Source organism: Hylemonella sp. P2_B10 (assembly GCF_056404875.1).
This window is the reverse complement of sequence record NZ_JBFUDE010000005.1, coordinates 216,146-236,122: the sequence shown is the minus strand read 5'-3', so window position 1 is coordinate 236,122 and position 19,977 is coordinate 216,146. Positions and strand designations below refer to the sequence as shown.

The window sequence follows — 19,977 nt, the reverse complement described above, 5'->3', positions numbered from 1 at the left end:
CACCATGCCCGATGCCAAGGACCGCGACATCCTGATCGTGGAGGACGACGCCAAGATCGCCGACATGCTGGCCAACTACCTGCAGGCCAATGGCTACACCACGCGCGTCATCGCCGACGGCCTGGAGGTCCTGCGCGAGGTGCAGCGCAAGCCGCCCTCGCTGATGCTGCTGGACCTGATGCTGCCCGGCATGGACGGCGTGGCGGTGTGCCGCGAGGTGCGGCGCGTGTCCGGCCTGCCCATCATCATGGTGACGGCGCGGGTGGACGAGATCGACCGCCTGCTGGGGCTGGAGGTGGGCGCCGACGACTACATCTGCAAACCCTTCAGCCCGCGCGAGGTGGTGGCGCGCATCAAGGCGCTGCTGCGGCGCGCCCAGGGGCACCTGGCCACAGGGGGCACGGCCAGCCATGGCTTCCGGGTGGACGAGGGTGCACTGCGCATCGCCTGGCAAGAGCATTGGCTGCCGCTGACGCCGGTGGAGTTCCGGCTGTTCAAGCTGCTGCTGTCGCGGCCCGAACACGTGTTTTCGCGCGCCCGCCTGCTGGAGGCGGTGCACGACGATTTTCGCGACACCACCGACCGGGCAATAGACAGCCACATCAAGAACCTGCGACGCAAGGTGGACACGGTGCGGCCGCAAGGGTCGGGCATCGTGTCGGTGTACGGCGTGGGCTACCGCTTCGACCCGGAGAGCGAAGGCGCCTGAAAACCTCAAGCGTCAGATTGTGGAGGACCGCTCCACAGTGCGTCCATGATTGCCGCACACTGTGTCGCTGCAATGAAGCCTCTGCTACACCCGAGGAGGCTTTCCACCATGCGCACCCTTTCCCCGCTCGCGACCCTGTTCAAACCGTTGCGCCGGGCCGCAGCATCCCCCGCCGTGGTCACCGTCATCCTGGTGGCCTCCGCCAGTGTGTTCGCCACGCCGCCCTTGCCACCACCACCACCGCGACCTACGCAGGGCGCGCAGCCAGTGCTGCAGACCATCGCACCGGCGGCACCGTCCGTCACACCCTTGTCGGCCACCACGCTGGCCGGTATGCGCGAGTACCTGAACCTGGACGTGAACAATCTGTTCAACTATGCCAACCAGCCATTGCCGGCGCACTACGGCGGGCCGGCGGCGCGCGGCGACAACACACCGCCCGACAACCGCACCACCGATGCCGGCGCCACGCTGGGTCGGGTGCTGTTCCATGACCGGCGCCTGAGCTTCACCAACAACGTCGCCTGCGCCTCCTGCCACCAGCAGGGCATAGGCTTCACCGACGCCAGGCGCTTCAGCAGCGGCTTCCTGCCCAACACCTTCACCACAGCGCATGCGATGCGGCTGGGCAATTCAAGTCTCTACACGCCGGGGACCATGTTCTGGGACAAGCGCGCGCCCACGCTGGAGGCCCAGGCCACGCAGCCGATACAGAACGCGGTGGAGATGGGCTATGACGCCAGCCACGGCGGGATGGCGGCGCTGATCACCAAGATGCAGGCCCTGCCCTACTACCCGGTGCTGTTCCAGTGGGTGTATGGCGACCCGGCCATCACCGAGGTCCGCATGCAGCGCGCGCTGGCGCAGTTCCAGCGCGCCATGCTGAGCACTGGCAGCCGCTGGGACAGCGGCTTTGCGCAGGTCTACAACCCGCAGCTGCCTGACCGTGGCCTGAGCCTGGACGTGCCGGGGCTGACGGCGCAGGAGAACGCGGGCCGCCGGCTGTTCATCGTCGGGCCGCAGCAGGGCGGTGTGGGGTGCGCCGCCTGCCACACGCCACCCAGCTTCGCGCTGAGTGCCAATGCGCGCGGCAACGGGCTGGATGCAGGTGCCACCACGGTGTTCAAGTCACCATCGCTGAAGAATGTGGGGCTCGGAGCCGCCTTCATGCACGACGGCCGCTTTGCCACATTGGAGCAGGTGGTGGACCACTACGACCGTGGCGTGCAAAACGGCCCGGCGCTGGACAACCGGCTGCGCGGCCCGGGCGGCCAACCCCGGGTGCTGAACCTGAGCGCGGCCGACAAGGCGGCGTTGGTGGCTTTCATGAAAACGCTGACGGATACGGATTTCCTGGGCGATCCGAAGTTCGCCAATCCGTTCAGGAAGTAGGTGTGGGAGGATCAGCCGCGATAGCCCAGCAGGCGGGCCGGCAGGAACAGAATGGCCTTGACCAGCGCCAGCACGGCGGCGATGCTGATGCCCAGCAGCAGCAATGGCAGCGACAGCAGCCACAGCAGCGGCCACAGCACCAGCGCGGCGATGGCCAGCGGCCAGGCCAGCACGAACAGGATGCACCAGCCGATGATGGCCAACAACAGCATCATGGTGTGAAGTTCGTCCTTGTCAATTCAGATGCTTGTGCGCCTGGCGCTCAAGCATGCGTGGGGACGATGGTCACCGGCTCCAACTGCACCACCGGCAGCGACTTCAGGTAGCCCTGGGTGGCCATGTTGTCGATCTTCAGCAGCAGGCCGCCGTGGATGGCCACAGCCATCACCAAGGCGAACGCCATGCCGGCAAACTTGGAAGAACGGTCGTTGGTGTAGCGCATGTCACTCTCCTGAAAATCGAACCAGGCTGGCTCGTTGGAGGCAACTGTAGGCAAGCCCACGCGGGCTTGCACGCGGATTGCGACAGGACGCGGATTGGGCCGCGCAAGCCCAGCTTTTGGCGGACGAACGGTGCCGCCAATGCGGGCAAACCCGTAGATCCCCGTCGTTTTTTCAATGTCTGAACGGGTTGGACGTGGCAAACCACAGGCCCAGCCCGGTGGCGATGATGAAGGCACCGTCGGTGACCCCCGCCACCAGGAAGAACTTGGTCTGCAGCTTGTCCATCAGCTCGGGTTGGCGGGCGCTGGCCTCCAGAAACTTCATGCCCACCATGCCTATGCCCAGGCACGAGCCCACCGCGCCCAGGCCCACCAGCACGGCCACCGCCAGCGGCAGGATGTCAAACGCATTCATATCAAGTCCTTTCTTTGTCATGCTTGAAGCGCCCTGAAATGCCAGGCGCAATGACAGTGTGGGAGCACTGTCGTAAGAAAGCGATGACCCTGGAGGTCAAGGGCCGCGCAAGCCCGCGTTTTGACGGACGAACGGTGCCGCCAGCGGGCCCGATGTGGCAAACCACATACCTGCGCCCGCCGCACGCGTGCACAGGCCTGCCGGCCTACAATGGCCCTCCCGATGGCGTGGGTGGGGTTGTCCCCCTGGATGATCTTCCCGGCCTGCCCGCGGGCAGCAGGAGACTTTTTGATGGCATCGACTACGCCCGACAACGCGCAAGAGAACAAGCGCACCGAACTGCGCCGCGCCGCGCTGGAATACCACGAGTTCCCGACGCCGGGCAAGGTGGCCATCGCCGCCACCAAGCAGCTGATCAACCAGCATGACCTGTCGCTGGCGTACTCACCCGGCGTGGCGGCGCCCTGCGAAGAGATCGTCAAGGACCCCAACGCCGCCTACCGCTACACCAGCCGCGGCAACCTGGTGGCCGTCATCACCAACGGCACCGCCGTGCTGGGCCTGGGCGACATCGGCCCGCTGGCGGCCAAGCCGGTGATGGAAGGCAAGGGGGTGCTGTTCAAGAAGTTCGCCGGCATCGACGTCTTCGACATCGAGATCAACGAAAAGCACGACCTCGACAAGCTGGTGGACATCATCGCCGCACTGGAGCCCACCTTCGGCGGCATCAACCTGGAAGACATCAAGGCACCCGACTGCTTCTATGTCGAGCGCAAGCTGCGCGAGCGCATGAAGATCCCGGTGTTCCACGACGACCAGCACGGCACCGCCATCGTGGTGGGCGCGGCGCTGCTCAACGGCCTGAAGGTGGTGGGCAAGGACCTGAAGAAGGTCAAGCTGGTGACCTCCGGCGCTGGCGCCGCCGCGCTGGCCTGCCTGGGCCTGCTGCTCAAGCTCGGCATGCCCCGGGAAAACATCTACGTCACCGACCTGGCCGGCGTGGTCTACAAGGGCCGCACCGAACTGATGGACGAGGACAAGGTGCAGTTCGCGCAGAACACGTCCGCCCGCACCTTGGGCGAGATCATTGAAGATGCCGACATCTTCCTGGGTCTGAGCGCCGGTGGCGTGTTGAAGCCCGACATGGTGCGCAAGATGGCGCCCAAGCCGTTGATCCTGGCGCTGGCCAACCCCAACCCCGAAATCAGCCCCGAGGACGTGAAGGCGGTGCGCAACGACGCGGTGATGGCCACCGGCCGCACCGACTACCCGAACCAGGTCAACAACGTCCTGTGCTTCCCCTACATCTTTCGCGGCGCGCTGGATGCAGGTGCCTCCACCATCACGATAGAGATGGAAATCGCCGCGGTGCACGCCATCGCCGAGCTGGCCCAGGCCGAGCAGAGCGAGGTGGTGGCAGCGGCCTATGTGGGCGAAAAACTGGCCTTTGGCCCCGAATACCTGATCCCCAAGCCGTTCGACCCGCGGCTGATGATGAAGATCGCGCCGGCAGTGGCCCAGGCCGCCGCCGACAGCGGCGTGGCGCTGCGACCCATTGCCGACATGGACGCCTACCGCCAGAAGCTGCAAAGCTTCGTCTACGCCTCGGGCAACACCATGAAGCCCATCTTCACCGCCGCCAAGAAGGCGGCCAAGAAGCGCGTGGCCTATGCCGAGGGCGAGGAAGAGCGCGTGCTGCGAGCGGCGCAGATCGTGGTGGACGAATGCCTGGCACGGCCGACGCTGATCGGTCGCCCGTCGGTGATCGCCCAGCGCGCCGAGAAGTTCGGCCTGCGGCTGGAAGAGGGGCGCGACTACGACGTCGTCAACGTCGAGCAGGACCAGCGCTACCGCGAGTTCTGGCAGACCTATCACCAGATGACGGAGCGCAAGGGCGTGACCATGCAGATCGCCAAGATCGAGATGCGTCGCCGGCTGACACTGATCGGCGCCATGCTGCTGCACAAGGGCGACGTGGACGGCCTGATCTGCGGCACCTGGGGCACCACCGCCATCCACCTGCACTACCTGGACCAGGTGATAGGTCGGCGCCCCGGCGTCAACACCTATGCCTGCATGAACGGCCTGCTGCTGCCCGAGCGCCAGGTGTTCCTGGTCGACACCCACGTCAACTACGACCCCACGGCCGAAGAGCTGGCCGAGATCACCGAGTTGGCGGCCGAGGAGATGATGCGCTTTGGCATCCACCCCAAGGCGGCGCTGCTGTCGCATTCCAACTTCGGCTCCAGCAGCCAGCCCAGCGCGCTGAAGATGCGCCACGCGCTGGAGCTGATTCGCCAGCGCACCCCCTGGCTGGAAGTGGATGGTGAAATGCACGGCGATGTGGCGCTGGACGGCGCCGCCCGCGCCGCGCAGATGCCCAACAGCACGCTGCACGGCAACGCCAACCTGCTGGTGCTGCCCAACATCGATGCGGCCAACATCGCCTACAACCTGCTGAAGACAGCGGCCGGCGGCAACATCGCCATCGGCCCGGTGCTGCTGGGTGCGGCCAAACCGGTGCATATCTTGACGGCCAGCGCCACGGTGCGCCGCATCGTCAACATGACAGCTTTGACAGTCGCCGACGCCAACGTGCAACGGTAAGAGTTGGCGCGCTAGCGGGCGCCAACTTCTTTACAAAAATAACCTTGCTTTACTGCTCATTTTTTGAGCAGAGCCTTGCTTTTTCCGGCCAAATAGCGGACACTCTCTGCTTTGAAAACTGTCGGGCTTGCCCGTTGGTTTGGTGAATAGGCGTCTTTTTCATGCTGCGTGTCTCAAGCTTTAAGTTGGTGCTCACTGGCTTTTTGCTTGCAGCAGCTTCTGTGTACCACCTGGCCCCGGCCAAGGAAATTCCAGCAGCAGGCAGTCAGAGCATCAGCGTTGGTGAATTGCCAGCGCAGGGAGCAAAAGTCTACCGACTGATTCGTCAGGGCGGTCCCTTCCCCCATGAGAAAGACGGCGTTGTGTTCGGCAACCGGGAGCGCCTGCTGCCCGCCAAGAAGCGCGGCTACTACCGCGAATACACGGTGGACACGCCGGGCACACGCAACCGGGGCGCTCGACGCATCGTCTGCGGCGGCCCGCCCACCACGCCGGACGATTGTTATTTCACCGCCGATCACTATGCGAGCTTCCGCAAGATCGTTCCGTGACCGAGCCCATTGCCATGATGAAGAATTTTGACCATCGAGAAAGAGAAGCGGGAATGGATACGCCACTTCGTACCGTACGGACCAATATCGTCCAATCGATCCGAGCCTTCCGGGTGCAGGATCTGCAGGAGGCCGCCCAGCATCTGGGGCAGCACTTCCTGTATGCCAATCTGGCCAACGCCCAGACCAAACAGGACGTGCTGGACATCATCGGCCAGCAATTCCGCCTGCCGGCCCAGTCCGGCAAGAATTTCGACGCCCTGTACGACAGCATGACAGATCCGCTGCACAAGTCTGGCCCGCAGCCCGGCTTTGTGGCGGTGCTGGAGCACATTCCGGCCAACGTCAAGTTCGACAAGGAAGCGCGCGAGCAGCTGTTGGACATCTTCCGCGACGCCGCAGATTACTGGGGGGACCGAAAAATACCCTTCAGATGCTTCTATTCTTTTCTGTAGCCCGTTCTGCACACACTTGCCAAGCAGAACGGGCCAACGAGGCAACCACCAGCACCCCCATCGCCGCCGAAAGCGAGATCGAGGTACTGACCGAATCGGGCGAGAAAATGCCCACCGACAAGATACTGGACGTGTCACCGCTGGCGCTGCGCATGAGCAGCCCGTTCAACGCGGGGTATTGGCTGGCAGCGGCGTAAGCCGTTAGTTGGCACTTCAGCATGAAAGCCCGTCTCTGACGGGCTTTTTGTTTGGTCAAATGTGGTGTGAGTTTTCCATTTGAAGGGAATAGCGGCGTACCATGAAAATAGGCCCATCTACCCGGCACGCTGCCTTGCTGGCTGCATTGATATCGGTTCAGGGCTGCACCGGGACAAGAATCGGAGATGGGCCGCTCAACGAAGGCCATCGGGCCTACCCGGATACCAACCCGAACCCCACAAAAATCGTGCAGGTCTCTGGAACCATCGCGCCAGAGATACAGATCAATGTTGTCGCCACCTATCGGGCATCAGCATATTCCAAGTGCACCACAAGCCCGACACTTATTGCAGGAGCGATCAGCGGAGCGAAATTCCCCGAGTACGTTGAGTTGAAGATTCCAATCGAAATTGCCAACGGGAACTTCAATTTTTCTGTTGCGCAGGACCATTTTGCCCCGACCAATTGCAACTGGTCGCTGTCGGCCGTTACTGCCGAACTCCAAGTCGGACACATGAGGACCCGGGAGCCATTGGGTTTTGTTCAACGCATCACGCATGAGATTGTTACGCGGGACAAAGATGGCGCCGTTAAGGACGTCAGCCAGGTGATGGCCGTCAAGGAAGATCTATTCATGAATGCAAGCCCCGCGCCCGTGATCAAGGCTTGCCAGATCAAAACAGATGATCAGACTGGGCAGAAGTCCCTGGACTGTCATGGCGACCCGAGGCGCAAACCCATCAAGCAAGCCCACGTGATCTACGATCAGACTCGCAGCTTTCTGGCATCGATATCGCTCGAACGCCCCCAGCCTGCCAATTAGCCTCGAAGCGGGGCTAGCCCGAAGGCAGTTCATTCAATTGGGCATCCAGCCCAACTGGCTGATCCAAACGCCTGATACGACTAATGGGTGTCTTTGAACGCGTGCATGGCCAGCGCCACGAACTCGTCCACCGGCACTTCCTCAGCCCGCCGCTGCACATCGAAGTCACCGGCAAAGCCCTTGTCCTCCAGCCAGCGCCCCAGCGAATGGCGCAGCAGCTTGCGACGCTGGCTGAAGGCGACCTGCACGATTTCGCTCAGGCGCTTCTCGTCTACTGCCGGGGGCTGGGCCAAGGGCACCATGCGCACCACGGCGCTGTCCACCCGGGGCGGGGGGTCGAAGCTTTCGGGCGGCACGAACAGCACGTTTTCCATCGCGTAACGCCATTGCAGCATCACGCTCAGGCGGCCGTAATCCGAGGTGGCGGGGGCAGCCACCATGCGGTCTATCACTTCCTTTTGCAGCATGAAGTGCTGGTCTTGCACCACGGCCACATGGTCCAGCAGATGGAACAGGATGGGGGTGGAGATGTTGTAGGGCAGGTTGCCGACCACGCGCAGCTTGCCGGCCGTGCCCACGTCGCCGGCAAGCGCGGTGAAGTCCACCTTCAGCACATCGGATTCGACCACGGTCAGCTGGGGATGCTCGCGCAGGCGCTTGGCCAGGTCGCGGTCCAGCTCGATCACGGTGAGCTGACCCAGGCGCTCCACCAGCGGCTGCGTCAGCGCCGCCAGGCCGGGGCCGATCTCCACCATGCGCTGCCCCGGGCGCGGCGCGATCTCACGCACAATGCCATCGATGATGCCCGCATCGGCCAGGAAGTGCTGGCCGAAGCGCTTGCGCGGGATGTGGGCGCCGCTGCCGTGTTTCACAACGTGCTTATTGCGGTGGCTCCCGCATTTCTATGTAGGCGCGGCCACGGATGTCCTTGGACCAGGTGGCGTAGTTTTCCTCGGTCTTTTTCTCGCGCAGGATGTCACGCACGAAGTCGCGCTGCTCCTTCTCGGTCAGCGGCACTTCCTTGCGCTCGTTGAGCTTGATGATGTGCATGCCATAGCGCGAAACGAAGGGCTCGCTGATCTGGCCCGGCTGCAGGCGGGCCAGCACCTCTTCGAACTCGGGCACGAACAGGCCGGGCCCGGCCCAGCCCAGGTCACCACCGTTGGCAGCACTGCCGTCCATCGACGTGGCCTTGGCTTCGGCGGCGAAGTCGGCGCGGCCGGCCTCCACGCGCTTCTTGATGTCCGTCAACTTGGCGCGGGCAGCAGCCTCGTCCAGTTGGGCGCTGGCGCGCAACAGGATGTGGCTGGCGCGGTTCTGCACCGTGGTGGTGGGCGGCAGGCCGGCCACGCGGCGCTGCAGCACCTTCAGCACGTGAAAGCCGGCGCCGGAGCGCACCACCTCGGACACACCACCCACCGGCAGCTTTTGCGTGGCGTCGACAAACAGCTGCGGATAGCGGTCGGCCGTGCGCAGGCCGAATTGGCCGCCGTTGTCACGGTCGGGCGAATCGGAAAACTGCTTGGCCAGCGCGGTGAAGTCTTCGCCGGCGCGGGCGCGCGCCATGGCCTTTTGCGCCTTGTCCTGCAAGGCCGCCACCTGCGGGGGCGTGGCGCTGTCGGGCACGGCGACCAGGATCTGGCCCAGGTTGGTTTCCAGCGCTGAAGGGTCGGGGTTGTTGGCCTTGTCCTTCAGGTACTGGTCGATTTCGGGCTCGCTGACGCGCACGCGCTGGCTCACCTCGCGCTCGCGCACACGCACCAGCAGCAGCTGGTCACGCAGCTGGTCGCGAAACTGCTTGGGTGTCACGCCTTCGGTGCGCAGGCGCCGGCGCAGTTCGGTCACGGTGATCTGGTTTTGCCGCGCCACACCTTCCTCGGCCTGGTCCACGGCGGTCTCCTCCACCTTCATGCCGCCTTCCTTGGCCCACTGCAGTTGCGCCTTCTCGATGATCATGCGCTCCAGCACCTGGCGCGTCACCTCGGCCATGTCCGGCTGGGTGCCGCGCTGCTGCGCAATTTGCTGCGCCGCCCGCCCCGCCTCCATGCGCACCTCGTGGTTGGTGATGGGTTCGGAATTCACCAGCGCGACGATGTAGTCGGCCTGCTGGGTGGAGGTGACGTTGGGCAGCGGCACGCTGGGCGGCGTGGCGCCCGCGGGACGCAGCTGCGCCAGGCCGGCAATGGGGGCCAACAGGCTGAGGCAGGCCAGCGTGATGGCCAGGAGGCGATGGTTCATGGTCGTACGGGTCCAGGTTGGCTGGGGTAGGGGCTGGCGCATTTGGACGGGTAAAAGCGTCAATCGTAATTGCTGAAACGGCTGGGCGTGGTGATCTGTTCGCGCAGGTACTGGTAACGGGGAATGTTGGCCTTCAGCGTCTGCAGCGGATTGGAGCCCAGCCGCGAGAAGCCCACGAATTCGATCTGGAACATGATCCGTTGGTTCGCCGATGAGGTGCTGGTTTGCAGCCGCTCCAGCACCACCCGGCCCAACCAGCAGCCGGCATCGTACTCAAACCCCACCACGGCGTCGACCAGCTTGCGCTCGCTCAGGGAGTAGTTGAGCCGCCCCACACTGTACCAGCGCCCCGGCCCCTGGCCCTGGCCGGCGCCCAGGTTCTCGCCACGGTCGCCCCACAGGTCGTTCAAAGGCCACTGCCAGCCCAGGTCCAGCTGTTCGCTGGAATCGCGCTGGAAACGGTAGGCCGCCGTCACCACCCGATAGTCGCTAGGGCTGTAGCGCCCGCCCACGGTGGCGCGCACCGATTGGTCGGTCTTGGGGTTGAACTGGAAGGTGGAGTCAAACGACCACTTGGGGTCGAAATTGATGGAAGCGCCCAGCAGCACGTCGCTCAGCCGCTCGGCCACGGGCGCGGCGCCGGGCAGGGTGACGTTCTGGTCGGCAAAGCGGAAACGCTGTGCAATGCCGAAGCGGGCATCCTCGGCACCGGTCTTCGGATCCAGGAAGCGGGTGGTCACGCCCAGCGTCAACAGGTTGTTGTCGGCGATGCGGTCATGGCCCACATAGGCGTTTTCGGTGTAGATGCTGGCGAAGTTGTAGTCGTTGGCGCCGGTGTCGTAGATCGGCAGCTGGTTCTGGTTGCGAAACGGCGTGTAGACATAGAAGGCACGCGGCTCCAGCGTCTGGCGGAAGCTGTGGCCGAAGAAATTGGCATCGCGCTCGAACACCAGGCCGCTGTCCAGGCTGAAGGTGGGCACCACCACGCTGGCCGCAGTGCTGCCGTCGGCCAGCCGCGAGTCGAACTGGTAATTGCTGACGTGCAGCTGCAATTTCGGCGTGATGAAGCCGCCCGGCGCCAGGAAAGGCCGGCTGATCTGCGCCAGCGCGAAGCTGCGCTGCGCATTGGGCTGACCGGTGAGCACGGTGTCGGCCTGGAAATGGGTGAAGTCAGCGTCCACAGAGAAGTCGTAGCCATTGACGTTGTCACGCGCATAGCGCGCCGCCAGCTGCGGGAAGCGGTCATACGGCGGCACGATGGGCGAGGTGACGTCCTGCAGCGTCTGCCAGTTCAACGTGCGGAAGTTCACCGTCAGGTCGCCCTTGGCCCACATCAGGTTGACGTCGTTGGGCAGCAGACGCTGGGTCAGCGACGGGGTCTGGCGCGAGAAGTCTTTCCAGTAGTTGTCGTCGCTGACGCGGTTCAGGTTCAGGTTGACGGCCACACCGCCGAAGCCGCTCACGCCGGTGTCCCAGACGCCGGTGTGCAGCAGGGCTGCGCCCCAGCGCGTGCGGTCGCGCAGCTTGTCGTCGGGCATGTAGTCCAGCCGCAACTGGCCGTTGTAGTTGGCCTCCAGGTAGCGGAATTCGCCGCCCAGGTCGACACCGCGCTTGGTCATCAGCGTGGGGTACAGCGTGGCGTCGCGGTTGGGCGCGATGTTCCAGTAATAAGGCTGGGTCAGCTCCAGGCCGTTGACGTTGTCCAGGCCTATGGTGGGGGGCAGAAAACCCGACTTGCGCTTGTCGCTGAGCGGAAAGCTGATGGACGGGAAGGGCAGTATGGGCACGTCCTTGAAACGCAGCACCGCGCCCTCGGCCTGGCCGACGTCGGCTTCGTTGTCCAGCCGTATGCTGGTGGCGCGCAATATCCAGTCGGGCATCCAGCTGGGGCCGGGCTGGCGCTTGCAGGTGGTGAAGCTGGCGTTGTGGATCACCGCCCGCTTGTCGTCGATGAAGTCGATGCGGCTGGCCTCGCCATGCGCCTGGTTTTGCAGGAAGGTGTAGCTGGGCTCGGTGAAAAAGCCCTCGAAGGCGTCCAGCCGCAGCTCCATGGCCGGGCCTTCGTACACGTTGCCGGCACGGTTGACGCGCACATTGCCCCGGGCCTTGGCCAGATCGTCGGGCTGGTAGTACTCCAGCCGGTCAGCGCGCACGCTGAGGTCGCCCCGACGCAGCATGGCGTGTCCCTCCAGCACGGTCTGCACATCGGTCTGGCCCTCCACGCGGTCGCCAGACAAGAAGCTGGGCAGTTGCTTGCGCACATTGGCCGGGATGGCCTCCTGCAGCATGGGGCTGGCGCGCAGCACAATGGGCTCGACCGGCGCCGGCTGCTCCTGGGCCATGGCCGGCGCAAAGGCACGCACCAGGGCACAGGCCAGCACTGTCCTGGACAGGCTGGCGCGGTGACGGGAAACGGCGGCCCGGCGGTGAACGTCGGACTTCAGGGAGCGCATCGGGTGACAACGGCCATCGGGCAGGGGAACGGCAAGAGCGGCGGCAGGCTGGGCATTTGTAGAATGGGATTATCCATGAGCCTGCCCGTTCCCCCCGCCAGCCGCAACGCGCCGGCACCGTTGTTACAAGCTGCCGATGCGCTGCTGACCTGGCAATTGACCACCCCGCAGCAAGGTTTGACCCTGCTGGCACCGGCCTGGCTGCGCCAGGGCCTGGACGGTTTCGCCCAGCATTACCTGGCCCCCCGGCAAGCCCAGCTGGCGCCTGCCATGCTGGCGCTGGTTCCAGCGGCCTTCGACGCGCTGCTGGCCCAATTGGCCGCTGAGCCCCTGGCAACCCTGCACAGCCCTGCCGATGCCCAGCAGGCCTGCCTGGGCCCGGTCAGCTGGGCCATTGCGGCGCTGACGCGCGACCCGGCCCTGCCTTGGGATGAGGAACTGGCGCTGGACGTCACCGTGCGCTATTGGCAGAAGGCGCGCCCAACCGGGTTGCCGGTGCCGGAAGATTTTGGCGAGTTCTACAAGGCGGTGGAATGGAGCGGGCTGCAGCAGCACCTGGCGGCGCTGGGCCACTGGGCGCAGCGGCCCGGGGCGGACTGGCCGCAGCCCACCCACGCCACGCTGCTGCGAAGCGCGCACAGCGCAGCCGACCGGTATCGTGAGCTCAAGGCCCTGGCCCGGCTGATGGAGCAGGCCGAAGGCGTGCAGCAGGCCAGCGGCTACGCGTTTGGCCGCGTCTGAGCCCGCCATGCCGCGCTTTTACTGCGACACCGCGTTGACCACCGGAGAGACCCTGGAACTGCCCGCCGTGGCAGCCCGCCACGTGCAGGTGCTGCGCCTGCAGCCCGGCGACAGCATCACGCTGTTCAATGGCACGGGCGGCGAGTTCAGCGCCAGCGTTGCACAAATGGGCCGCAGCATGGTGTCGGTGCAGGTGGGCCAGCACCATGCGCTGGAGCGTGAAGCCCCGCGCGCTGTGCACCTGGCGGTGGGCATGCCCGCCAACGAACGCATGGACTGGCTGGTGGAAAAAGCCACCGAACTGGGCGTGGCCGCCATCTGGCCGCTGCAGACCGAGCGCAGCGTGCTGCGCCTGAAAGGCGAACGGGCCGACAAGAAACAGGCGCACTGGCAAGCGATTGCCATCGCCGCCTGCGAGCAGTGCGGGCGCAACCGCGTGCCACGCATCCACGCCGTCAGCGACTTGTCGGCCTGGCTGCTGCAGCCTGACCTGGCACAGCACGACCGCTTCGTGTTGTCCTTGCGGCCGGAAGGCCGGCCTTTCAATCCTGACCCGGCACCGACACAGCCGGCCCGGGCCGCGCTGTTCCTGTCCGGCCCAGAGGGTGGATTGAGCCCAGCAGAAGAAGAGGCCGCCATCGCAGCAGGTTTCGCCCCCGTCAGCCTGGGTCAGCGCGTCTTGCGGGCGGAGACTGCGGCCATCGCTGTTCTGGCGGCGTTGACTTTGACTGCCCGATGAGCCGCGGTCGCTGGTGACCGGCAGGAAACCCTCGGCTTGCCTGGCGTTTGCACGCCCACCACGCTTGCCGGATCAGACCGATGCGGCATTCGGCGCAGCGGCATCAAGGAGGAGGGCCGAAGGCCCGGGGGACAGCCGCGGAGCCGAGTGCCGCGTCGGCCTGATCCCGCAAACCAAGCGGCGATCGAAAGCGTCAAGCCCCCGGCTGCGCCTGAATCCACTCCTCCAGCTTCTCCACCGGCAACGGCCGCGAAATGTGGTACCCCTGCAAGGTGGTGCACCCGCATTCGCGCAGGAAACGCGCCTGCTCTTCGGTCTCCACACCCTCGGCCACCGTGCCCAGGCCCAGCGCGGCCGCCAGGCCTACCACGCCACGCACGATGGCGCGCGAATCGGCATCGTTCTCGGTGTCGCTGACGAAGGAGCGGTCGATCTTCAACTGCGTGGGACGCAGCCGCTTCAGATAGGCCAACGACGAGTAACCGGTGCCGAAATCGTCGATGGCTATCCCCAAGCCCAGTTCACGCATGCGGCCCATGATGCGCTGGCTGGTCTCGGTCTCGGTCATCAGCACGCTTTCGGTGATCTCGATCTCCAGCTCGCCGGGCAGGATGCCGCTGTTGGACAGCGCGGTCTGCAGGCTGTCGAGCAACCGGTGGTCGCGAAACTCCAGCGCCGACACGTTGACCGCCATGCAGCCCACGTGGATGCCCTTGGCCTTCCAGGCCGCCATCTGGGCGCAGGCCGTGCCCAGGGTCCACACGCCCATGTCGGCGATCTTGCCCGATTCCTCGGCGATGCCAATGAAGCTGCCGGGGTACAACAGGCCCCGGGTGGGGTGCTGCCAGCGCACCAGCGCCTCCACACCCACCAGGCGGCCGGTGGCGGCGTCGACCTGCGGCTGGTAGTGCAGCACCAGTTCGCCGCCGGCAATCGCCGTGCCCAGCTGCTGCTCCAGCTCCAGGCTGGCCTGCAGGCGCTCGTTCAGCTCGGAGTGGAAGAAGCTGTAGCGCGCCCGACCCAGCGCCTTGGCCTGGTACATGGCGATGTCGGCGTGCTTGATCAGCGTCTCGAAATTGTCGGCGTCGTCCGGGAACAGCGAAATGCCTATGCTGGCCGACACGTTGGCCGACAGGCCTTGCAGCTTGAAGGGCTCTTCCACCACCTTCAGCAGGCGTTGCGCCACGTCGCCCAGCCATTCCCAATTCTCGATGTCGCGTGTCAGCACCAGGAACTCGTCGCCGCTTTGGCGGCACACCACGTCCACCTCGCGCAGCGCGGTGCGCAGCCGGCGGCTGACCTCTTTCAGCAGCTCGTCGCCGGCGGCGTGGCCCATGGAGTCATTGACGGCCTTGAAACGGTCCAGGTCAATGAAGAAGATGCCGAACTGCTGCTCATGGCGGCGCGCCTGCAGCATCTCGCGCTGCACCAGGTCCATGAACAGCGAGCGGTTGGGCAGGCCGGTCAGCTGATCGTACAGCGCCAGCTCCTGCAGCTGGTGGTTCTTGCCTTCCAGCTCACCGAACAGCTGGGCCAGCTGCTTTTGCACATCCACCAGGTGGCGGCCTAGCTGGCCGATCTCGTCCTGGCGCTGCCAGTTGAACTGCGGCTGGTCGTCCACGCCCACGTTGGACACCAGTGCGGTGGCCTGCTGCTTGAGCTGGCCGAAGGGCTTGAGCACCCGGTAGGTCATGATGACCATCAGCACGATCAGGCTGATGGTGACCTGCACGCTGACCAGCATCACCATCTGGTTACGCCGCTGGTCCAGGATGCTCTTGCCGAAACTGGTGTCGAACCACACGTGCAGCGTGCCCAGCTTCTCGCCCGCGCGCACCACCGGTTGGGCCTGGTGCTCGTAGCGGCCGCCGCCGGCACTGGTCAGGGGCGGGATTGCAAAGCCCTGCTGCGTGGCCTCAATCGGCGTGGCGTTGGGCCGGTCTTCCTCTACCCGCACGGCCAGCACCTGGGGGTTTTCCAGCAGTTTTTGCGCTGCTTCCTCCAATGCCTGGGTGTCGATGATCCACATCGGCTCGGCCACCGAGTTGGTGCCCAGCACCAACACCGCCGACTTGCTCTGTGTCAGCAGCTTTTGCTGCGACTGCTGGCTGATCTCCTGTTCCACCGCCAGCAGGATCGCCGCTGGCGCGGCCACCCCCAGCACAATGACCAGCAGCATCATGTAACGCAGTGGCAGACCTTTGGACCACAGCGCCCGCAGCATCCCCTTGTGGGGGGTACGGGGCGAGGGATCGTCCATCACGGCCATAGGGGCGGTTTCAGACAAAGTGCAGGTCCAGCCAGGTTTGCAAGGCCACGAACACCGGGCCTGCGTCAGTTTCGTTGAAGATCTCGTGGTACAGCGGCTCAAAACACTGGCTGGTGACCACCGCCGGCGGCGCGGCTGAAGCAAAGGCTCGGCTGCCGGCTGGGCTGACCAGCTTGTCCGCGCCGGCATACAGCAGCAGCGTGGGCAGCGTCCATTGTGCAGCAGCGGACACGGTGGCGGCACCTTGTTTGGCAATGAAACGGGCCAGCCGGGCACTGATGCGGTCATGCACCAGGCGGTCGTCGCGGTAGGCCTGCACCACGGCGGCATCGTGCGACAAATAGTTGGCGTCCACGCCATTGCCCACGCGCAGGTCGGGCGCCAGCGCGGGCAGCACGGCCAGCAACAACTTCTGGAACGGGCTCAGGCCCGGGTCCAGTGCCGGTGACGACAGCACCAGGCCCTGCAGCGGCCGTTTGTTCAGGCTGACCAGGCGCGCCGCCACCAGGCCGCCCATGCTGTGGCCCAGCAGGATCAGCGGCACCTGCGGCTCCAGGCGGGCGCGGGTGGCGTCCAGGATGTCTGCCAGGTCGTCGACCAGGCGCATGTCGCTGGGCAGGCCGCCGCGCACGCCGCCCGATTCGCCATGGCCATACTGGTCGTAGCCGCGCACCGCGAAACCCCAGTCATTGAGCTTGCGCGCCACGGCATCGTAGCGGCCGGCATGCTCGCCCAGGCCGTGCACCACCACCACCACACCGCGCAGTCGCGTGCCCGGCGCCAGTGGCCAGTCCTGGATGACGATGTTGTCGCCATCGCTGGCGACAAAGGTGGAGAGGGTGGATTCCGCGAGCACCGGTGGCTGTCAGGGGGGTCAGGGTGTCTGCGCGATGACGTGGGCCACCGCCGCTGTCAGTTTCTTGGCATAGGGCACGTGCAGGAACTCATTGGGCCCGTGGGCATTGCTCTTGGGGCCCAGCACGCCGCACACCATCATCTGCGCCTTGGGAAAGCCCTGGGACAGCATGTTCATCAGCGGAATGGTGCCGCCCTGGCCGATGTAGCCGCAGGGGGCGTTGAAGTGGGCTTGTGATGCGTCGTTCAAGGCCTTTTCAAACCAGTCGGTGCTGGCCGGCGCATTCCAGCCGGTGGCACCGGCGCCGCCTTCGAAGGTGACTTTGGCCTGGTAAGGGGCGTTGTCTTCCAGCAGGGTTTTCAGTTGCTGCACGGCCGTGGCGGCTTCCACCAGCGGCGGCAGGCGCAGGCTGAGCTTGAAGGCGGTGTAGGGGCGCAGCACGTTGCCAGCATCCTTCAGCGCCGGAAAGCCTTCGGCGCCCGTGACGCTCAGCGTGGGGGTCCAGGTGCGGTTCAGCAGCGCCTGCACCGGGTCGCTGGTGGTGGGCAGCGCAAAGGTGGTGCTGCCCTCGCAGTCGTAGTGGGCCCAGGGAAAGCGCTTGTACACCTCGTCGCCCAGGATGGCGGCGGTGGCCTGGGCCTGGCGCAGCCGCTCGGGCGGCACCTCGCAGTGGAAGCTGGCTGGCAACAGGCGGCCGGTAGCGCTGTCTTCCAACCGGTCCAGCACCTGGCGCATGATGCGAAAGCTCGACGGCACCAGGCCGCTGGCGTCGCCCGAGTGCACACCCTCGGTCAGGATCTCCACCTTCAGCACGCCACTGGCATTGCCGCGCAGGCTGGTGGTCAGCCACAGCTGGTCGTAGTTGCCGGCGCCGGAGTCCAGGCAGATCACCAGGCCCACATCGCCCAGCCGGTTGCGCAACGCGTCCACGTAGGGCAGCAGGTCGTAGGAGCCGCTTTCCTCGCAGGTCTCGATCAGGCCGACGATGCGCGGATGCGGCGTGTTCTGGCTTTTCAGCGCCTGGATGGCGGCAATGCTGGCATAGACCGCGTAGCCGTCGTCGGCGCCACCGCGTCCGTACAGCTTGCCGTCCTCAAATTTGGGCGTCCACGGACCGAGGTCGTTGCGCCAGCCGTTGAATTCGGGTTGCTTGTCCAGGTGGCCGTACATCAGCACGGTCTGGCTGGACGCAGTACCTGATTGCGCGCGGGTGGCGGCCACTTCGAAGAACAGCACCGGCGTGCGGCCTTCCAGCCGCAGCACTTCCAGCGTCAGCCCCGGCACCTTTTGCGCCTCGACCCAGGTGGCGGCATTGCGCATCACGGTTTCCAGGTAGCCGTGACTGGCCCAGTCGCCATCGAACATCGGCGACTTGGCGGGAATCTGGATGTATTGGGTCAACTGGCGGACGATGTCATCGTCCCAGGAACGCGCCGTATCGGCCCCGGCCTGCAGCGGGTTCAGCGTGAAATGCGGTACACGGGCGTTCAAGCATCTCTCCTTGTACTTGGGGAGCCACGGGCTCCCCCTATCATGCCATCAGTCCGGTCGATTTCGACCGGCCCGGCCCACTGGCAAGCGGGCAGTTGCGCAGGATGCAACAACTGTGCCCACTTGCGCTTGCTGCTGAGGGCTTTTTGCTCAGGGTTTGCGAACGGCCCAGGTCCAATAGCGGCCCAGTTCATCCAGGCCTTCCTTGCCGGTGACCTTGGCAAACGCCTGCGTGGCCTTGTCGGTCTGGCCGGCCCTGGCGTAAGCAATGCCCAGGTCCAGCCAGGCGTCCTCAGGCCGCTTCAAGCCGCCCTTGGCAATGCCCTTTTCCATCAGTTCCAGGCCCTTGTCCGTCTGGTCCAGGCCCACCAGATTCATGCCCACGCGAACCATGCTGGTGCCGTCGGGCTTTTTGGCGGCATTGGCGGCCTCGGTGTTGGCGGCCTTGCGGTCCTGCTCGGACTCTTGCGCCAACTTGGCACGCAGCTTGGCATGGGCCGCCGCATCGGCACCCTTGCCCAGCAGGCCGGCAGCGGCGCCCTGGTCATAAGCCTTCAGGGCCTCGGCCGAGTAGCCGGCCTTTTGCGCAATCTCGACGTACTCGGTGTAGTCATTGGCCTCTTGCAAGGTGCCGGTGTGGAAGGCCAGGCGGAAGACGTCGAGCTGCAGACGGGTCGCCAGGTCCTGCTTCAGCCACAAGCGGTTGATCAGCGTCTGCCAGTATTCCTTCTTCGGGTAGTACTGCACCAGCATTTCAAAGGCGCGCACAAAGCCGGCGTTGTCCTTCTGCTTGTCGCGGGCCTGTGCCAGCATTTCCAGGTAATTCAACGGTGGCGCTTTGCCGTCCTTCAACAACGGCGCGATTTCTTCCTCCACCGCAGCGGCGGTGGCGGGGTAGTTGCCGCCCAGCAGCAGTGCCTGCACACGCAGCACCTTGGCGTTGGCATCGGTGCCGCCAGCCTTCAGGTAACGCCCTATCCATTCAGCGGCTTGTGCGTAGTTCTTGACCCGGTAGTTCACGATGCCCACGTTCTGCATCATGGGCAGGCTGTCCTCGGGCTTGAGCCAGGTGGTGTCCTTGGACAGCTCCAGCACCCGGTTCAGGGACGTTTCGGCGCTCGCGGCGTCATCGGCCTGGACGGCCACCACCAGCGTCATGCGCGCGATGGTGTAGTTCTCGAATGGCGTCAGGCTGGGCACGGCCGACGCCAGCGCCAGCTTTTCCTTGGCCTGCGGGAATTTCTTCTCGGCGATCAGGCCCTGTGCCTCGATCAGCGGCTTGCCCACTTCGGGGCGCAGCACGTTGGTGGGGGCAGCACCGGCGGACGCCGCTTCGGCAGGCCGTGGCGCGGCCACCTGGGCGTTCTTGACGTTCGTGCCCTTGGGGTCGTTCTGACCGCCCAAGGTTTGCGCGCCAACCAGGCCACTCATCAACAGCGGCAGCAGGCCAGCACTCCAATGGGAAATACGCATGGTGTTCAACTTTCCAGATCTCAGAAAAAACGCCTTCGGCAGGCAAGCTGCCGGCCAAAGTGGAAAACGACGATTATTAGTCAAAAGCGGGGCGTTGCCGCGGCGCTTGTAAAGCGCTTGTTACA

Annotated in this window: 19 protein-coding genes; 9 read left to right on the top strand and 10 right to left on the bottom strand. The window is 65.1% G+C overall.

Annotation, left to right across the window (positions count from 1 at the left end; translation table 11 throughout):
• Window positions 1-4: 4 nt before the first annotated feature.
• Together AC1DX2_RS22285 and AC1DX2_RS22280 are read left to right on the top strand one after the other, a co-directional pair.
• Window positions 5-709, top strand: a complete 705-nt coding sequence (locus tag AC1DX2_RS22285) for a response regulator (protein WP_477198609.1) — start codon at window positions 5-7, stop codon at window positions 707-709.
• A 108-nt stretch (window positions 710-817) separates the two neighbouring features.
• On the top strand, window positions 818-2,101 hold the full coding sequence (locus tag AC1DX2_RS22280) for a cytochrome-c peroxidase (protein ID WP_477198608.1): 1,284 nt from the start codon (window positions 818-820) through the stop codon (window positions 2,099-2,101).
• A gap of 11 nt (window positions 2,102-2,112) precedes the next feature.
• Here AC1DX2_RS22280 and AC1DX2_RS22275 read toward each other — a convergent pair whose 3' ends face one another.
• The 3 genes from AC1DX2_RS22275 to atpE all read right to left on the bottom strand — a co-directional run bounded on the left by AC1DX2_RS22275 (window position 2,113) and on the right by atpE (window position 2,958).
• Window positions 2,113-2,316, bottom strand: coding sequence for a hypothetical protein (locus AC1DX2_RS22275; RefSeq protein WP_477198607.1), 204 nt, complete (start codon window positions 2,314-2,316; stop codon window positions 2,113-2,115).
• Between the two features lie 47 nt (window positions 2,317-2,363).
• Window positions 2,364-2,543, bottom strand: coding sequence for a hypothetical protein (locus tag AC1DX2_RS22270; RefSeq protein WP_477198606.1), 180 nt, complete (start codon window positions 2,541-2,543; stop codon window positions 2,364-2,366).
• A 172-nt stretch (window positions 2,544-2,715) separates the two neighbouring features.
• A complete protein-coding gene (atpE, locus tag AC1DX2_RS22265; RefSeq protein WP_477198605.1) occupies window positions 2,716-2,958 on the bottom strand; it encodes a F0F1 ATP synthase subunit C in 243 nt (80 codons plus the stop codon).
• A gap of 291 nt (window positions 2,959-3,249) precedes the next feature.
• Here atpE and AC1DX2_RS22260 point away from each other — a divergent pair, with 291 nt between their 5' ends.
• From AC1DX2_RS22260 to AC1DX2_RS22240, 5 genes are all read left to right on the top strand, one after another.
• Window positions 3,250-5,565: an NADP-dependent malic enzyme gene (locus AC1DX2_RS22260; protein WP_477198604.1), complete on the top strand. Its 2,316-nt coding sequence runs from the start codon at window positions 3,250-3,252 to the stop codon at window positions 5,563-5,565.
• 161 nt (window positions 5,566-5,726) lie between these two features.
• Window positions 5,727-6,116, top strand: a complete 390-nt coding sequence (locus AC1DX2_RS22255) for a guanyl-specific ribonuclease (RefSeq protein WP_477198603.1) — start codon at window positions 5,727-5,729, stop codon at window positions 6,114-6,116.
• A gap of 17 nt (window positions 6,117-6,133) precedes the next feature.
• On the top strand, window positions 6,134-6,571 hold the full coding sequence (locus AC1DX2_RS22250; protein WP_477198710.1) for a barstar family protein: 438 nt from the start codon (window positions 6,134-6,136) through the stop codon (window positions 6,569-6,571).
• The gene (locus AC1DX2_RS22245) at window positions 6,550-6,768 is read left to right on the top strand and encodes a hypothetical protein (protein WP_477198602.1); all 219 of its coding nucleotides are present in this window, start codon (window positions 6,550-6,552) and stop codon (window positions 6,766-6,768) included. Before AC1DX2_RS22250 ends, AC1DX2_RS22245 begins: the two co-directional genes overlap by 22 nt.
• 134 nt (window positions 6,769-6,902) lie before the next feature.
• Window positions 6,903-7,592: a hypothetical protein gene (locus AC1DX2_RS22240; protein WP_477198601.1), complete on the top strand. Its 690-nt coding sequence runs from the start codon at window positions 6,903-6,905 to the stop codon at window positions 7,590-7,592.
• A gap of 80 nt (window positions 7,593-7,672) precedes the next feature.
• Here the strand turns inward: AC1DX2_RS22240 and rsmA are convergent, their stop codons facing one another.
• The 3 genes from rsmA to AC1DX2_RS22225 are packed head-to-tail and all read right to left on the bottom strand — an operon-like array spanning window position 7,673 to window position 12,283.
• Complete coding sequence (gene rsmA / locus AC1DX2_RS22235; protein ID WP_477198600.1) at window positions 7,673-8,464, bottom strand: 16S rRNA (adenine(1518)-N(6)/adenine(1519)-N(6))-dimethyltransferase RsmA; 792 nt, start codon at window positions 8,462-8,464, stop codon at window positions 7,673-7,675.
• A gap of 7 nt (window positions 8,465-8,471) precedes the next feature.
• Complete coding sequence (locus AC1DX2_RS22230; protein ID WP_477198599.1) at window positions 8,472-9,830, bottom strand: peptidylprolyl isomerase; 1,359 nt, start codon at window positions 9,828-9,830, stop codon at window positions 8,472-8,474.
• Window positions 9,831-9,889: 59 nt separating this feature from the next.
• Window positions 9,890-12,283 (bottom strand): LPS-assembly protein LptD, encoded by a 2,394-nt coding sequence (locus AC1DX2_RS22225; protein WP_477198598.1) that lies wholly within the window; start codon window positions 12,281-12,283, stop codon window positions 9,890-9,892.
• A gap of 75 nt (window positions 12,284-12,358) precedes the next feature.
• Between AC1DX2_RS22225 and AC1DX2_RS22220 the strand changes: the two genes are divergently transcribed.
• Together AC1DX2_RS22220 and AC1DX2_RS22215 are read left to right on the top strand one after the other, a co-directional pair.
• Window positions 12,359-13,024, top strand: coding sequence for a hypothetical protein (locus AC1DX2_RS22220; protein WP_477198597.1), 666 nt, complete (start codon window positions 12,359-12,361; stop codon window positions 13,022-13,024).
• Window positions 13,025-13,031: 7 nt separating this feature from the next.
• Window positions 13,032-13,763 carry a 16S rRNA (uracil(1498)-N(3))-methyltransferase gene (locus AC1DX2_RS22215; RefSeq protein ID WP_477198596.1) on the top strand — a complete coding sequence of 244 codons (732 nt, stop codon included), beginning with the start codon at window positions 13,032-13,034 and terminating at the stop codon, window positions 13,761-13,763.
• A gap of 193 nt (window positions 13,764-13,956) precedes the next feature.
• Here the strand turns inward: AC1DX2_RS22215 and AC1DX2_RS22210 are convergent, their stop codons facing one another.
• From AC1DX2_RS22210 to AC1DX2_RS22195, 4 genes are all read right to left on the bottom strand, one after another.
• Window positions 13,957-16,050: a putative bifunctional diguanylate cyclase/phosphodiesterase gene (locus tag AC1DX2_RS22210; protein WP_477198595.1), complete on the bottom strand. Its 2,094-nt coding sequence runs from the start codon at window positions 16,048-16,050 to the stop codon at window positions 13,957-13,959.
• On the bottom strand, window positions 16,043-16,888 hold the full coding sequence (locus tag AC1DX2_RS22205) for a lysophospholipase (RefSeq protein WP_477198594.1): 846 nt from the start codon (window positions 16,886-16,888) through the stop codon (window positions 16,043-16,045). The genes AC1DX2_RS22210 and AC1DX2_RS22205 overlap by 8 nt, the downstream gene beginning before the upstream one ends.
• Window positions 16,889-16,906: 18 nt before the next feature.
• On the bottom strand, window positions 16,907-18,343 hold the full coding sequence (locus tag AC1DX2_RS22200) for a M20 family metallopeptidase (protein WP_477198709.1): 1,437 nt from the start codon (window positions 18,341-18,343) through the stop codon (window positions 16,907-16,909).
• Window positions 18,344-18,529: 186 nt separating this feature from the next.
• Window positions 18,530-19,852 carry a hypothetical protein gene (locus tag AC1DX2_RS22195; RefSeq protein ID WP_477198593.1) on the bottom strand — a complete coding sequence of 441 codons (1,323 nt, stop codon included), beginning with the start codon at window positions 19,850-19,852 and terminating at the stop codon, window positions 18,530-18,532.
• Window positions 19,853-19,977: the final 125 nt, after the last annotated feature.